The organism is Pseudoalteromonas sp. T1lg22 (genome assembly GCF_002964645.1).
Taxonomy (GTDB): Bacteria; Pseudomonadota; Gammaproteobacteria; order Enterobacterales; family Alteromonadaceae; genus Pseudoalteromonas.
In genome coordinates, this window is the sequence record NZ_PQBY01000008.1 from 82411 (window position 1) to 96125 (window position 13715).

General features: G+C 51.6%; 13 protein-coding genes. 5 read left to right on the forward strand and 8 right to left on the reverse strand.

Annotation, left to right across the window (positions count from 1 at the left end; genetic code table 11):
- Nucleotides 1-4 precede the first annotated feature (4 nt).
- Entirely contained in the window at nucleotides 5-1189 is a 1185-nt protein-coding gene (locus C2M24_RS05340; RefSeq protein WP_105213563.1) for an efflux RND transporter periplasmic adaptor subunit, read from the reverse strand.
- Nucleotides 1190-1479: 290 nt separating this feature from the next.
- On the opposite strand from C2M24_RS05340, the gene C2M24_RS05345 reads away from it, so the two are divergent.
- A complete protein-coding gene (locus C2M24_RS05345; RefSeq protein WP_105213564.1) occupies nucleotides 1480-2070 on the forward strand; it encodes a TetR/AcrR family transcriptional regulator in 591 nt (196 codons plus the stop codon).
- On the opposite strand, the gene C2M24_RS05350 is transcribed toward C2M24_RS05345, so the two are convergent.
- On the reverse strand, nucleotides 2052-3338 hold the full coding sequence (locus C2M24_RS05350) for a Glu/Leu/Phe/Val family dehydrogenase (protein ID WP_105213565.1): 1287 nt from the start codon (nucleotides 3336-3338) through the stop codon (nucleotides 2052-2054). The genes C2M24_RS05345 and C2M24_RS05350 overlap by 19 nt on opposite strands.
- A 156-nt stretch (nucleotides 3339-3494) precedes the next feature.
- Here C2M24_RS05350 and C2M24_RS05355 point away from each other — a divergent pair, with 156 nt between their 5' ends.
- The 3 genes from C2M24_RS05355 to secF all read left to right on the forward strand — a co-directional run bounded on the left by C2M24_RS05355 (nucleotide 3495) and on the right by secF (nucleotide 6822).
- The gene (locus C2M24_RS05355; protein ID WP_158683696.1) at nucleotides 3495-3938 is read left to right on the forward strand and encodes a hypothetical protein; all 444 of its coding nucleotides are present in this window, start codon (nucleotides 3495-3497) and stop codon (nucleotides 3936-3938) included.
- A gap of 156 nt (nucleotides 3939-4094) precedes the next feature.
- Nucleotides 4095-5933 (forward strand): protein translocase subunit SecD, encoded by a 1839-nt coding sequence (secD, locus tag C2M24_RS05360; protein WP_105213617.1) that lies wholly within the window; start codon nucleotides 4095-4097, stop codon nucleotides 5931-5933.
- Nucleotides 5923-6822, forward strand: coding sequence for a protein translocase subunit SecF (gene secF, locus C2M24_RS05365; protein WP_105213567.1), 900 nt, complete (start codon nucleotides 5923-5925; stop codon nucleotides 6820-6822). Before secD ends, secF begins: the two co-directional genes overlap by 11 nt.
- Nucleotides 6823-6865: 43 nt before the next feature.
- Here secF and C2M24_RS05370 read toward each other — a convergent pair whose 3' ends face one another.
- The 3 genes from C2M24_RS05370 to C2M24_RS05380 form a co-directional block, all read right to left on the reverse strand.
- Entirely contained in the window at nucleotides 6866-7399 is a 534-nt protein-coding gene (locus tag C2M24_RS05370; protein ID WP_105213568.1) for a cytochrome b, read from the reverse strand.
- Nucleotides 7400-7533: 134 nt separating this feature from the next.
- Nucleotides 7534-7890: a hypothetical protein gene (locus C2M24_RS05375; RefSeq protein WP_105213569.1), complete on the reverse strand. Its 357-nt coding sequence runs from the start codon at nucleotides 7888-7890 to the stop codon at nucleotides 7534-7536.
- A gap of 40 nt (nucleotides 7891-7930) precedes the next feature.
- Nucleotides 7931-8314, reverse strand: a complete 384-nt coding sequence (locus tag C2M24_RS05380; RefSeq protein WP_105213570.1) for a VOC family protein — start codon at nucleotides 8312-8314, stop codon at nucleotides 7931-7933.
- A gap of 265 nt (nucleotides 8315-8579) precedes the next feature.
- Between C2M24_RS05380 and C2M24_RS05385 the strand changes: the two genes are divergently transcribed.
- Nucleotides 8580-8933, forward strand: a complete 354-nt coding sequence (locus tag C2M24_RS05385) for a DUF1428 domain-containing protein (RefSeq protein WP_105213571.1) — start codon at nucleotides 8580-8582, stop codon at nucleotides 8931-8933.
- Nucleotides 8934-8993: 60 nt separating this feature from the next.
- Here the strand turns inward: C2M24_RS05385 and C2M24_RS05390 are convergent, their stop codons facing one another.
- Genes C2M24_RS05390 through C2M24_RS05400 form a run of 3 tightly spaced genes read right to left on the reverse strand, consistent with a single transcriptional unit; the run spans nucleotide 8994 to nucleotide 13615 of the window.
- Nucleotides 8994-11783, reverse strand: coding sequence for an ATPase (locus C2M24_RS05390; RefSeq protein WP_105213572.1), 2790 nt, complete (start codon nucleotides 11781-11783; stop codon nucleotides 8994-8996).
- On the reverse strand, nucleotides 11784-12338 hold the full coding sequence (locus C2M24_RS05395) for a condensin complex protein MksE (protein ID WP_105199847.1): 555 nt from the start codon (nucleotides 12336-12338) through the stop codon (nucleotides 11784-11786).
- Entirely contained in the window at nucleotides 12335-13615 is a 1281-nt protein-coding gene (locus tag C2M24_RS05400) for a hypothetical protein (protein WP_105213573.1), read from the reverse strand. The genes C2M24_RS05395 and C2M24_RS05400 overlap by 4 nt, the downstream gene beginning before the upstream one ends.
- Nucleotides 13616-13715 lie beyond the last annotated feature (100 nt).

Consider the following 13715-nt stretch of genomic DNA (forward strand, 5'->3'; position numbering starts at 1 on the left):
GCCCTTATCCTTGCTCGTTGATGACGCTAACCGGCATGCCCGGGAAGAAGATACGAGCCATGCCCTCGACGATCACCTTATCGCCGGCGCTCAGGCCGCTACGGATAATCCACAGGTTTTCAATTTGCTCACCTTTTTGTTGGCGATACCATTCGCCGACCTCAACGGGAGCGGGGCGGGCTATGGTGGCGCCTTGCTCATTGGTGGCAGCAAGGTAAACGAATTTGCCGGTGCCATTATCAAGCACGGCCTTTTGCGGAACGGCAAAGGTGCCCTTGTGTTCAGCGCCGAGCAACTCGACCTGCACAAACTGGCCCGGGCGAAGACTAAAGTCCGGGTTGGCGACTATGGCCTGAAATTCAGAGGTGCCGGTATTGGCGTTAATGCGCACATCGGTAAAGTTTACCGTGCCCATATGCTCATACAGGCTGCCGTCTTGTAGTTTCAATTGGGTTTGCCACTGGCCATCGGCGGGCAGCGTCAGCTCGCCACGCTTTTGTGCCTGGCGCATCATCAGCTGTTCGCGCTCGGACAAGCCAAAACGCACTCGCACCGGGTCGAGTGCGGTGATCTGCGTCAGCAGCACTTCTGGGCCGGACACATAGGTGCCTTCGGACACCTGCTCACGACCCATGATGCCGTTAACCGGGGCCTTCACTTGGGCATAGTCGAGGTTGAGCTTGGCTTCGCGCAGTTGCACTTCGCTGGCATTGAGATCCGCCTCGGCGATATCGACGCTGGAACGGGCGTTATCATAATCGCGCTGGGAAACCGATTTATCTTCGCGCAGCTTTGCCAGTCGCTTACTTTCTCTTTGTGCCTGCTCTAACCGTGCCTTGGCGGCGACTACGGCGGCATGGGCCTGTTCATAGGCGAGCTGATAGGGTGCTAAGTCAATGGTAAAGAGTGACTGCCCGGCGCTGACCTTTTGCCCTTCCGAGAAATTTCGAGACTCAAGCACGCCACTGACGCGGGCGCGAATTTCAACTTCTTTAGAGCCCGATACCGTGGCTGGCAATGATATCACAAAGGGCGCGTCGATAGGGGTGACGGCCAGTACTTCGACCTGAGCTGGAGGCATGGCCTGTTGTTGCTGCTGCGGGCCTTGCTCACAGGCACTTAAGAGTAAGCTGGCGGTGAGCGCCAAAGACGCGGAGCGGGCGAAAGAATTAACTAGGTTAGTGCGCATAAGATAAGCGTTTCCCTGTGCAAGTTATATGGTATTTAGGTGCCGCCGAGGCGGAATACTTGGCATCTTCAGGCTGTTATCGCATGGCAAAAAAGCCACTTTAAAGAAAGCGTAGCGTCAATTCCCCAAAGAATGAATTCACTTTGCTAAATGTAATTATTGTAACCCAATGGTCACCAAGTAAACGAAAGTGTATACTTTTTTTTAATTTAGGTATACTTTTTCGTTTACCAACTATCTTCTTAGTGCAGTTTAGTTATACTGCCGAGCGTTGACATAAGGGGCGGCACATGAGTAGTACAAAACAACAAGCAGTGATCGGCGCAGCCATTGCCTTGTTTGCCCAACGCGGGCTGGCAGGCACGACCATGGAAGCGGTGGCCACTAAGGCCAAGGTATCAAAGCGCACGCTGTACAAATACTACAGCAACAAGGAACAACTTTTTGACGGCGTTGTCGATTTGTTGATTGAGCGTATTCGCCCTCTACAAGACAACCCTTTCTGCATGCAAACGCCGATTAAAGAGCAGCTGCAAAAGTTAGCCGATGTTGCACTGAGGCTGACTCAGGATAAGGACTACTTGACCTTATCCCGTATTATTTTGATCGAATCATTGCGCTCGAAAAAGCGCGCCGCCATGCTCGATGAGCGCTTTAAGCATTGCGAGCAGGGTATCAATGAATGGTTCGAAGAAGCCCACAGCAAGGGCGCGCTTAAGGATATTGCTCCGGAGATCGCCGCCGTGGTGTTTTTTGGTGGCCTCAAAGAGCTGGCATTTTGGGAGCAGTTGATAGCCTGGAAACCTCCGGTCGATAAAGCTAAGCTCGACGCCCTGGTCGAACTTAGCAGCAAGATGTTTGTTCAACCGCCGTTGAAATAATCCGGCGTGCCGTGTGCTTCTATGCCTTCACTGAGGCGTTCTAGAGCCACGGCATAGACGGCGTCGCGAAAGTCCATGCCGTGTTTTTCCACCAGATCATTGGCGCGCTTAAAGGCGCGTTGCATTACCTGGCTCAGCTCTTCGCTGACCTTTTCTCTTTCCCAGCGCTGACCACAGCGATTTTGCGTCCATTCAAAATAGCTGACGGTTACACCACCAGCGTTGGCAAGAATATCCGGAATAACTATCACCCCTTTATTTTTCAAAATGGCATCGGCGTCGCTGGTCACCGGGCCATTGGCAATCTCCACTATGTAACGGGCTTGAATGGCTGCGGCGTTTGCAGCCGTGATCACCCCATCGAGAGCGGCGGGGATCAGGATATCGACGTCACTGACCAATAGTTCGGCATTACTGAGGCGTTGGTGCTCTAGGGCCTCACACACCGAGCCTTCGCAATACACGGCTTTGAGCTCCTTATGCTGTTGCTTTTGCCGATAAACACTGTCGATATTCAAACCTTCCTGACGATAGATAGCCCCTTGCGAGTCACTGACCGCCACCACCTTATAGCCGTCATTGGCGAGCAGGCGCGCCACATGGTAGCCGCCGCTGCCAAAGCCCTGGACGGCAACGCGGGTTTCTTGTGGCGTAAGCTGGTCGCGTTTTTCCAACTCCTTGATGCACAAATAGGCGCCGCGGCCGGTGGCATCGTCTCGTCCTAAACTGCCGCCGAGGGCGATAGGCTTGCCGGTGATCACCGCGGGGTTTTTTACTCGGGTAATTTTCTCGTATTCATCCATCATCCAACCCATGATCAGGGCATTGGTATAGACATCCGGGGCGGGAATATCGCGCTCCGGACCAATAAAGTCAGCCATGGCACGCACATAGGAGCGGGATAAGCGCTCCAGTTCAAAGGGGGAGAGGGTTTTTGGGTCGACACAGACGCCGCCCTTGGCGCCGCCAAAGGGAATACCCACCACCGCGCATTTTAGCGTCATCCACAGCGCCAAAGCCTGTACTTCATCGGCGTTGACCTGAGGGTGAAAACGTATCCCGCCCTTGGTCGGGCCGAGCACATTATTGTGTTGACAGCGATAGCCGGGGAAGTAGTGAATATGACCATTGTCCATGCGCACCTCAACATTGACGTGCAACATGGCATTGGCATGACTGAGGGCACTGATCACCTGATTAGAGCACTGGGTGAGTGCACCAATGCGCTTTAAGCGCGCGACCGCATCGTTAAATACCTGACCTAGCATAGCATCTCCCAAACAGCGATTTTTTAGATAGAGGTTTGATTTATCGTCTTTTGCCCATATATAAGAGTAGATTGCCCGATGTCGAAATAACAACTTAACGGGGCAAGATGATGATTTGTGGGTGAGCTGATTGTGCGTGCATTTTTGATAATCTGGGTGGCTGCCATCACGCTTGTTTTTGCAAGTGCGCTCGGTGCTGGGCAGTTTTCGCAGCAGAGTTCCGCGCCGGTGCCAACTGCACTGTGTGCGACGCAGCAAGTGCAAAGTACAGCACCCTGTCTCACCTTTACGCTTGAAATGGATATGGACGCCAAGCAGCATAAAGCGCCCACCTCTCATCCGGTACAACTGCCCCAGCGGGCCATGGGCTCGCACCCAAGCTATTTTTTACATCCCGAGCAGCAACCCTTGTATCTGCTCGCCTATACCCTAGCGCAACAAGACGAGCCCAGTCGCCTAGATAAGATCAGGTTGACGCCAAGGACCGACTTACCCTGGTATATGCATACGTGCCTGCCTAACAGTGGCTTGCTTGATAACTGCAAGGCCGCCAATCTCACCTATCGCAGCCGCCTGCTGTACGACTCTCTGCCTGGTTAGCGGCTCGGCTAACGACCCGTTTAACACTCCATTTAGCGGCTGGTTCAAGTATCCAGCAAAGGTTTTATTTCTTGTCCACAGACCGGTTTTAGGCCGCGTCTGCTGACAAGGATGGCAATTTTTTACGCTTGTTTTGGCAAGCGTAAGGTAGAGATTATGAATAATAAAAACGGTTCGTTATGGCGAGCCAAGCGTGGCATGGGCGTATTTACCACCCTTGCCCTCATTGTGATATTGGCACTGAGTGCCTTACCCAACTTATACCCCAATACCAAGGTGATTGCTGTCGAGAATCCCAAGGGAGCGCAGGCCTTGGTTCAGATCGAGCGCTTGCTCGATAGTCAAGGTTTCCCTGTACAAGGTGGCCACTTTGACCCCCAGGCACAGAGGTTATTGCTGACCCTGGAAAGACCGAATAACAGCGCCGCGGCGGCCGGGGTATTACGACAACAATTAACGGACGCCAATGTCAAGGTGCAAACACGAGCGACCACACCGAGCTGGATGCAAAGTCTTGGCTTAGCGCCGATGAAACTGGGTTTGGACTTAGGTGGCGGCGTGCTTTTTGTCTTGCAAGTCGATACCGATCAAGCCATGGCGCAGCGTATTAAATCCATTGCAGCGGATGCCACTACCCTCCGGCGCACCTTTGGATTGCGAGGCGTGAGCATAGACACTGGGGATCATGCTCTGGTGCTGCGCTCCCCACTGCGTTCGGCGGCTCAGGGTGAGCAATTACAAAATCAGCTGCAGCAGCTGTATCCACAACTGCTTGTCACGCGTGAGCAAAAGGGGGATTTTGTATATAACAGATTGCATTACCCTGCGGCCCAACAGCAGCTTTTCGCCCGTGAGGACATGGCTCAGGCCCTGGCCACCTTGCGCAAGCGCATTGAAGAGCTGGGGATCACCGAGGCTGTGGTGCAGCGTCAGGGCGAGCAGGGCATTCGCATTGAGTTGCCCGGCGTCCAAGACCCGGCCGAGGCCAAACGTATCATAGGTGCTACCGCCCAGCTGTCGTTTCACGGCTTGCAGCAGCAAGGTGGCAAGCGGGTGTTAACCCAAGAGGGAGACCGAGTGGCCATCGATGCCAAGGCCATATTTACCGGCAATGATATTACCGGAGCGCAGGCCGGGCGCGATGAATGGGGCAAACCCATGGTGCAGTTGCAGCTCTCATCCCACGGCGGCGATAAAATTAATCGTTTCTCGCGCGCCCATATCGGCGAGCCCATGGCCACCTTGTACAGCGAGTATGTGCAAGGCGTCGATGAAAATGTGCATAAACGTGAGGAGGTGATCTCAATTGCCACCATCAATGAAGCCTTGGGAACGCGTTTTAGCATTACCGGTCTGGATTCCTGGCAGCGGGCGCAGGATCTTGCCCTGGTGCTGCGTGCCGGTTCTTTGGAAGCGCCGATACGCATCATCAAGGAACAAACCATGAGTCCGAGCCTAGGCGAGCAAAATATCAGTAATGGCCTTAATGCCTTATTGCTTGGCTTTGCGTTGACCCTGGGCTTTATGCTGTTTTGGTATCGCCGCTTAGGAGTGGTGGCGAACCTGGCGTTGATGGTTAATGTCGTCAGTTTACTTGGGCTGATGTCGCTGTTGCCCGGGGTGGTGTTAACGCTGCCGGGGATCGCCGGCTTGGTCCTAACCATAGGTATGGCGGTGGATACCAATGTCATCATCTTTGAGCGCATCAAGGAGGAGCTACGCCTGGGGCGCACTCGTTTGCAGGCACTGCAGCGAGGTTATCAACACGCCATGAGCAGTATTATCGATGCCAATCTCACCACCTTTATCAGCGCCTTGGTGCTGGTGGGGGTAGGTTATGGTCCGGTCAAAGGCTTTGCCATCACCCTGGCCCTGGGCATTGCCACCAGCGTATTTAGTGGTGTACTGGTATCCAAATACCTTTCTTATTTGTTGTTTAACTGGGCGAAAGAGACGGCTAAGCACCCGACCAAGGAGTTCCATCATGGTGAGTAATTTTAAAGCCGTGCGCCAATTTGGCCTGTGGTTGAGTGTTGTGCTTATGGTAGTGAGCCTGTTGATCATCACCCTTAAGGGCGTGCCCTTGGGGCAGGATTTTACCGGCGGTTATGTCAGTGAATTTGCTCTGCCTCAGTCGGTCGCCCAAGAGACGTTACAGCAAGAGCTCGGCAACTATATTGATGGACCATTTCGCTTAACCGAGCGTGGTCCGGGGCAATGGTCTGTGTTTCAAACCCCCGAAGCGGGACGCGCCAGCGGTGATTGGCTGGCGAGCTGGTCGGTGCACAGCGGTGCAACCGTGCTTGATAACAGCTTCTTGGGTGCCGCCGCCGGCGATGAACTGATAGAGCAGGGAATGATGGCCTTGTTATTCGCTACCCTGGCGGTGATGCTTTATCTCCTTGGCCGTTTTGAATGGCGCTTAAGCGTAGCGGCAACCCTGGCGCTGGCCCATGATGTGATTATCACCCTGGCGCTGTTAGCCTTGTTTGAGGTGGAATTTACCTTAACCGTGCTGGCGGCTATTTTGGCGATCATCGGATACTCCCTCAATGACTCCATAGTCATAGGCGATAAGGTGCGCGAGATAGTGCGCGCTAAACCCGAGCAAAATGTGTCCAGAAGCGTGAATGAGGCCATTTTTGCCTCCATGAGCCGAACCCTGATCACCTCGTTAACTACCTTAACCACCATTATCAGTATCTGGATGATGGCAGGGGCGCCGCTGCGTGGCTTTGCCATCACCTTGTTTGTTGGTGTCCTGGTGGGTACCTGGTCGTCGGTATTTATCAGTGCCACCTTGCCGCAAAGCCTGGGGTTAAGTAGTGATAATTATCTGCACAAGGACAGCGAAGAGGTCAAAAGGCAATTGGCTGAGCCTTAAGCAGGTATAAAAAGGGGAGCCTAGGCTCCCCATTTTTTTTGAATTAGTCGCTGCCACGCCCCAGCATACGACTTAAGGTTTTATCTTTATCGATAAAATGGTGTTTGATGGCCGCGGCGATATGCACCAACAGGGTCACAAGCAACAACCAGGCCGCCGGGCCATGAATATCGTGCCCAAGGCTTCCCATCCATTCGATTTTTTCACTCTTTGGATAGAGCTCGAAGCCAAATAAGGCCGCACCATGGCCACCGCCGATACTCATCATTAATCCGGAGATGGGCATTAACAAGGTGCCTATAAGCAACACCATATGCACGCTCTTAGCGGTTAACTCCTGGACTTTGCTAAGCTCGGCAACATGGGTAATTTCACCCTCTTTAAGGCGCCAGAGCAAGCGCGCAAAGGCAAAACAAAGCACGGTAATGCCAAAGGATTTATGCAGTGCCAGCATCTCTAGCTTTTCATCCCCCTTGGGCAGCTCCTCAACATACAAGCCAAATGCCAATACGCCGATAAACAACAAGCCAGTAAGCCAATGCAATACTATGGTGGGGGTCGAGAGTTTATTATCCATATTTAATTCTCAGGTTGAGCGAAACTAAAATCCAGTATGGGTGAGATTTGTGTCAATTTCGACAGCATTTAGCGTAAATGTGTGTAAATTTTACGCAAAGAGGATCTGGATCATATTTTCCTAGGCGTTGGGTTTCAATTGACGCCGATGGGCCCAAACAAGCGAATGGCCAGCATAAAGGTAATGGCCATAAATAGGGTGGAGATCATAGATACCACAATGGGGATGGCGATAACTTGCCATAGCTTTAGGATCAGTACTTTTCTTAATATAAAGGCAAAGAGGATCACCGAAGCGATAAGGGTTGTGGGCTCGACAAAATTTAGCAGGTTGCTCACCCAGCCGCAGGTGAGTTGAATGGCTAAAAAACTGATCGTCAGTGCAATGGCCCTTTTATTGACTTCGTCTTTCACCCGTAGATAAGCCAGGACAAAACGAAAGCCAATAAAGGTGCCAATAAAAAAGGTAAGGAAAAAAAGTGGCTGTAGCACTGAAGGGAAAGCCCCGATCGCTTAGTTAAGTTGCTTAAGACTAAGGATAGACAACAAAAGCGAGTTTATTACCATCGCTATCGCGCACATAGGCGGCATAAAAGCCCTCGCCATATTGGGGTCGATAACCCGGCTTACCAACATCTCTGCCGCCATTTTCCAAGGCCATCTTGTGCAGGGCCACAACCTGCTCCGGTGATTGCAGCCTAAATGCCGTCATGGTGCCGTTGCCGACGCTGGCGGCAGCACCATCGAATGGGTAGCCGATAAAAAAGCGTGGCACCGACTCATCATCGACAATGCCAAAAGAGGCGCAGGTATCGCCTTGCCAACATATTTCCATGCCCATTTGCGCAAATAATGGCTTGTAGAAATCTATCGCCATGGGTAAATCGCTTACTCCTATCATGGTATAGGCAATCATTTAATTCTCCTTCGTGGCTTAGTGCACAATCGTAGAGTGAGTATATGCAAGGGGTTGAATTTGTTGTAGAGAATTATCAGTTTTACGGTCGGGGAGGAAACTTTTCCGGCGTTTTGCCGAGCATCATACATACTATGAAGGGAGAAATTTATGCGTCCGCTTGGAGATGTCGCTTGAAAAGGCCGCTAGAAACAGTCGGCTTTGTCCGCTATAGGTTAATCCTAATAAAAATGTAAAGGTGCGAGCTGCACCAAGGAGAATAAACATGAGTTATGTAGATGGTTTTGTCTGTGCTGTGCCTACGGAAAAACGCGAAGAGTATCGTGAACATGCGGCAAAGGCTGCGATGTTTTTTAAAAAGTATGGTGCCGATCGTGTGGTGGAAAATTGGGGCAGTGATGTACCCGATGGCAAACTGACGTCTTTCCCCATGGCGGTGCAATGCAAAGACGATGAAACCGTGGTGTTTTCCTGGATCCACTGGCCGTCAAAAGAAGTGCGTGATCAGGGCTGGGCAGACTTTATGCAGGACCCCAGTTGCCAGGAGCAGCTTAACCCCATGCCGTTTGATGGTAAGCGGATGATTTACGGTGGTTTTGATACCTTGCTTGATGAGTAATGGAATGCTATTGAGCTAAAAATAACAAAGGGGCAGGCGCCCCTTTGTTATGTGATCAAATCAAGAAACCAGCTCTTCGTTTTCCACGCGGATCCAGTCTTTTTCATCTACCCAGTTTTGCTTGCCATCGCCCAAGGTACGAATAGGAACTATATAGTCACAGCTGATCTGCGGTTTAACCGAGGCAAAGATGGGCACAAAACCAAAGCTTAACGCGGTTTCGATAATAGCCTGCTGGTTTTGCGGGTCGATATCGGCGGCCTCATCAATATACAGGGGCACTCGGTACTGGCTTTTCTCTTTATCCGAAAGCAGATGGCGAATAAACAACATGCCGCATAACAGCTTGATGGTAATACGGGTACCGTTTGAACCGGCCGAGTCGATTTTATCGAAATACTCGGTGTCGCCAGCGCGGTTAACCACCTCAAAGCGGATATCAAAAAGATCGCTCAGCGTCAGTCCCACCTTGTCGGAAGCGAGCTTAATCAATTGATCTTTGGCCTCATTCACCTCACTTTCGTGTACATGCTGCTCCGCCAATAAATCCAGGCTATCCCCTTGCTCATAGAGATCTGAGGTAGCAAGGATAGTATCTATGCTTTGCACCAGCATTTTTCTTGGCACCACCTCAATCTTAAAGCCTTTGAGGTTTGAGATCTGGTGCTCGCTGATCCCCTGATTAAACAGGCGCATTTCCGATGTTAAGCGGTTTAAGTCCTGGCGCAGCCCCTTAATGGTGGCGGCCACATCGGTCAATGCCACCCGAGCCTGGCGATTGACCGCCTCGCGCTCGTTGTCCAGGTTGTGATAGGCGCTGATCAGCTTTTGGTATTTGCTCAGCTCGTCGCTTTCGTTATCAAATTTGGTGATCCCGGCGTTGTAGATATGCAAATAGGTGTTGCGCACATTGATATCGAAGTTGCGCAGCTCCTGACAATCCTTGTTAAAGCCGTGAATGGTGTCGGCCAGGGCATCAAGATCAAAGGTGATATCGATAAGGTAGGGGGTTACCTTACCGCTGATAAAGTCCAGGGTGTGATCCAAGCGCTCGCTCTTAACCTGCTGCAAGCGGGCTTTTTGACGCTCCAACGCCTCTTTTTTGGAGTTAATAATGGCGCGGCGATCGGCAATGCCGGCGGCATTTTGTTGCACTTCACTGAGATGGGCATCCACTTCTTCCTGCTCACCATTAAGGCTTTCCTGCAAGGCCTGTTGGGCATCACAGGAGCGTTGCATCACCTGGTATTGCTCAAAGCGTTTTAGCGCCGCTTCCTGGGCCATAAGTTGCTCATACAGAGCATCGCGCTCGGCCTGTTTACCGGCGACATCGGCGGCAACGTCACGTTGGGCCTTAAGGTCGTTCAGTGAGCGCTCAAGGGATGCCAGCTGCTCGCTTAGTTGCGCCTTATCGGCGCCGCTTTGCATCTGTACTACCGGCAGCTTCTTCAGGGAGATGGTCGCGCCCGGTACCACCAGCTCACCGCCGCGCACGGCCTGGCTTAGCTCGGATAAAAATGCGCCAAACGCATCCTCATCGTCAATATTGATCTCGCCGCCATTGCTGGTGGCAAAAGACAGCAGATCCGGATTGAGGATGCGCGAAATTTCTTCCACTTCTTTGAGCGATAAGTCCTCGCGCATACGGGTAAAGAGGTTGTACTCCAGGTTTTTCAGCTGAAGTTTCAGGCTCTTGATCTGCTTTTGCGTCTCTTTAATACGAAAATCCAGGGTATGCAGGCTCTGGCCCTCGGCGCTTTTAAGCGAGTGGGACAGGGCTTCATACTCTTGTTTAAGCGCTTTTAGCTCGCTTTGCAAGGTGGCGTTGTTGGTCAGCTCAAACTCAGTATGCAGGGCGTCGAAATCGTTAAACCAAGCCGCAAGCTCGGTGAGCTTGCGCTCGATATCCCGTGATTGTTGCACGTAGAGGCGTTGCTTTTGCTCGAATTCTTCCTTCTCCTGAGAGATTTCTTCAAGTTGCTCGGCCAAGGTGGCGTGCTGGTCTTCATAAAAGGTATCGAACTCGGCCAGGGCCAAGTCGATTTTTGGCGCATAGGCACCTAGCTTGCCTTTAAGGGCACTTTGGTGCTCCAACATACTTTCCAGCGCGGCGATGGGCTCTTGCATGGTTTCCAAGGCATTGAGCTCACGACGGGCGCGATTAACCTTGTCGAATGCCCGCTGCCAGACCTCATAAAAGTCGACGTTAGCGTTGGACATATGGCGCTCAAACACACGCATCATAAAGCGTTTTACATCGCTGGCGCCGAGCTTGTGCAGGTTAAGCATGCGACGGAAGATTTCTTTATAGGTGGCGGCGTCGCTGACATTATTGAGCGGGATCATGCGCAGGTTGATGTCGCCATCGAACGGCGTTGCGCCGCCTATCAATAAGGCATTGAGTTCCTGCGCCTTGAGTTCGATGGGGCTAAAGCCCTTGTCCTTAAGATGATTGAACAAGCGGGTGTATTTGACGATGCGCTTGTTATCGGTAAAGTCATCGAGGTTCAGCGCGCCGTTATAACAAAAGAACTGATGGGCAAAGCCGGCTATTTTGCCAAGGCCCGCCACACCTATGACCACCTTGCCATGGGGCAGGTCGGCCTCAAGCAAGATATAGGACTGGTCGGAATTAAAATAGAATTTGCGGGTTTCTTCTAAATCATGGCCATCCCATTCGGTCAGGCGCAAGTCATTGATAAGGGGAAACTGCAGGGCGTTTATTACCGAGCTTTTCCCCGTGTTGTTTGGCGCGCAAATAGAGCTGCTTTTATCCAGCGGGATCACGCATTTGGCATAGCCAGCGGTATTTAACAGGGCTAGTTTACTCAGACCGTGTAATTGCTGCATTTATAGCTCCTCGGCGCTTTCAAGCGCGTCTTCATTTACTTCTAACAGGGCATCGAGATAGCGGTGAATGGGGGCGAGTAAACGAAACACGCTTTCCTTGTCTTTGGCCTTGGCCATTCCCAGGCGTACCATGCGCATCAGCACATCCTTGCGTAAGTCGGTGCCGGAGAAGATCTCCAACTGGTCATAGAGCACCTTGTTGTGTAACACCAGCTCCTGACACAGCTCCAGGTCGACGTCTTTGTCGAACAGGGCGCGCATGGGATCCTGGCCCTGGTTGGCGTAGTGCTCAATCAGGGTATAGATAAAGAGCGCAATGGCTCGGGAGATCTTACCCATGTTGGCGGTGCCTTCATCTGTGGCAAAATGGAAAAAACCACGGGCATCGTGCACCAGGGTGTGACCTAGGGCACTAAAGAGGGCGGCGTATTGCTCTTGTTGTTGGTCGAGCTCCTGCCAGGCAAGGTTGTCCTGCTCGCTGATATGATAGCCGCTGACCAGTTTCTTATTGATGTAGTGCAGCTGGGTAAGCTGGGTTAAGTCTATGTTGGTCATAATTCTTCGCTACTTTGTGTTGTTGTCGCATCACTGGCATCGATAAAGGGATACAAGGCAAAGCGCTTGCCGGCGATGGTTTTAGTTTCAAGCCGTTCGCTTTGATTCAGGGTCAGCGAGGGGTCGTTAATCAGTTTTTGATACAGGTATAACAGCTCGTCGGACTCCAGCTCAGGATAATGGCTATCGAGCACATCAATAAGCTGCTGCTTACGGGCTTTGCTGTTGCCCTTGGCGGGTATAAACAGAGCGCGAACATCTCTAAAGCTGGGAATATTTGGGGCGCGATAGGGCTCGGCAGCGCTGGCGTCGGGCATTTCAAAGTCATGCTCTTCAAATTCGCTTAAACCGGCCATATAGGCCACTAATTGTGCATTACTGCCGAGTTGGTGATGCATGGGCTCGCTGGCAAAAAACGGCTGATGGGCGCTCATCACGCTATCCAAACCGCGCTTACGAATAAGCCCCAGTATCTTGGCGGCCTGGCGGGTGACTAGGGTGTTTTGTCTTAACTCTTCGCGCAGTGGCATCAGCATGTCGGCACTTTGGCGCAGACTTTCGCGGCCAATATGGTGCATATCGAGGATGCGGGTGCGCAGCTGTTCCAACATGCGAATGGTATTGGCGTCGCGGCCGCTTTGTTTTAGGTGCAACAGGTGTTCGGTAAGGCTCAGCTCAATGGTGTCGAAGCAAATTTGAAAGGCACCGCTGATATCGAGCATTTCCAGCATGGGTTCTATGTATTCGTCAAAGGCTTCAATCACCGCCTTATAACGCTTGCTCAGAGACATGCTTGAACCATTGGCCTTGGCTTGCTCAACCAGATTGTAAATGGCGTTTTCATTGTGCTGGTAGAGTTTGACGATTTTACGTACCCGTTCATCCATAATCCGGGTGTAGCGACTGATATCACCGTAATCATCATCACCGACCGCCTTGGTGAGCTTAGCGCTTAAGCGCTCTAAGTCGTCCACTAAAACATGAATTTCAGCGGCCACGCCCAAGCTTTCATCTTGCAATAAGTAGGCGGCAAAATCACTCACCGCACGGTTGATTTCCAATTGCGATGATTTTGCTAAGGGAACAAGAATGTCTTGGCTAAGCAGGCGGTTGGTTTCTTTGTAAATCTGAGCGCCGGAATAATGAGGAAAGTGCTGCTTTATGATGCTTTGCACTTCCTTGATGCTAAAGTCGCCCATTTTGAAACGTTTCATCAGGGTCTCAAGCACCGGCCATAGCTCAGTCAGCGTATTGAGCACGCGTTTCGCTATTATCATTATGTTGTTTCTTTGTGCTTGGCAATAGGCAGGGATTATAACTAAAGGTACAAAAGGGGAAAATAGCTTTTCACTGTTACATTATCTTTACGAAAAGCGT

What these genes read in the sequence shown, in the direction of transcription:
- C2M24_RS05340 (WP_105213563.1), bottom strand. Translation starts at nt 1,189, where the DNA reads ATGCGCACTAACCTAGTTAATTCTTTCGCCCGCTCCGCGTCTTTGGCG.
- C2M24_RS05345 (WP_105213564.1), top strand. Translation starts at nt 1,480, where the DNA reads ATGAGTAGTACAAAACAACAAGCAGTGATCGGCGCAGCCATTGCCTTG.
- C2M24_RS05350 (WP_105213565.1), bottom strand. Translation starts at nt 3,338, where the DNA reads ATGCTAGGTCAGGTATTTAACGATGCGGTCGCGCGCTTAAAGCGCATT.
- secD (WP_105213617.1), top strand. Translation starts at nt 4,095, where the DNA reads ATGAATAATAAAAACGGTTCGTTATGGCGAGCCAAGCGTGGCATGGGC.
- secF (WP_105213567.1), top strand. Translation starts at nt 5,923, where the DNA reads ATGGTGAGTAATTTTAAAGCCGTGCGCCAATTTGGCCTGTGGTTGAGT.
- C2M24_RS05370 (WP_105213568.1), bottom strand. Translation starts at nt 7,399, where the DNA reads ATGGATAATAAACTCTCGACCCCCACCATAGTATTGCATTGGCTTACT.
- C2M24_RS05380 (WP_105213570.1), bottom strand. Translation starts at nt 8,314, where the DNA reads ATGATTGCCTATACCATGATAGGAGTAAGCGATTTACCCATGGCGATA.
- C2M24_RS05385 (WP_105213571.1), top strand. Translation starts at nt 8,580, where the DNA reads ATGAGTTATGTAGATGGTTTTGTCTGTGCTGTGCCTACGGAAAAACGC.
- C2M24_RS05390 (WP_105213572.1), bottom strand. Translation starts at nt 11,783, where the DNA reads ATGCAGCAATTACACGGTCTGAGTAAACTAGCCCTGTTAAATACCGCT.
- C2M24_RS05395 (WP_105199847.1), bottom strand. Translation starts at nt 12,338, where the DNA reads ATGACCAACATAGACTTAACCCAGCTTACCCAGCTGCACTACATCAAT.
- C2M24_RS05400 (WP_105213573.1), bottom strand. Translation starts at nt 13,615, where the DNA reads ATGATAATAGCGAAACGCGTGCTCAATACGCTGACTGAGCTATGGCCG.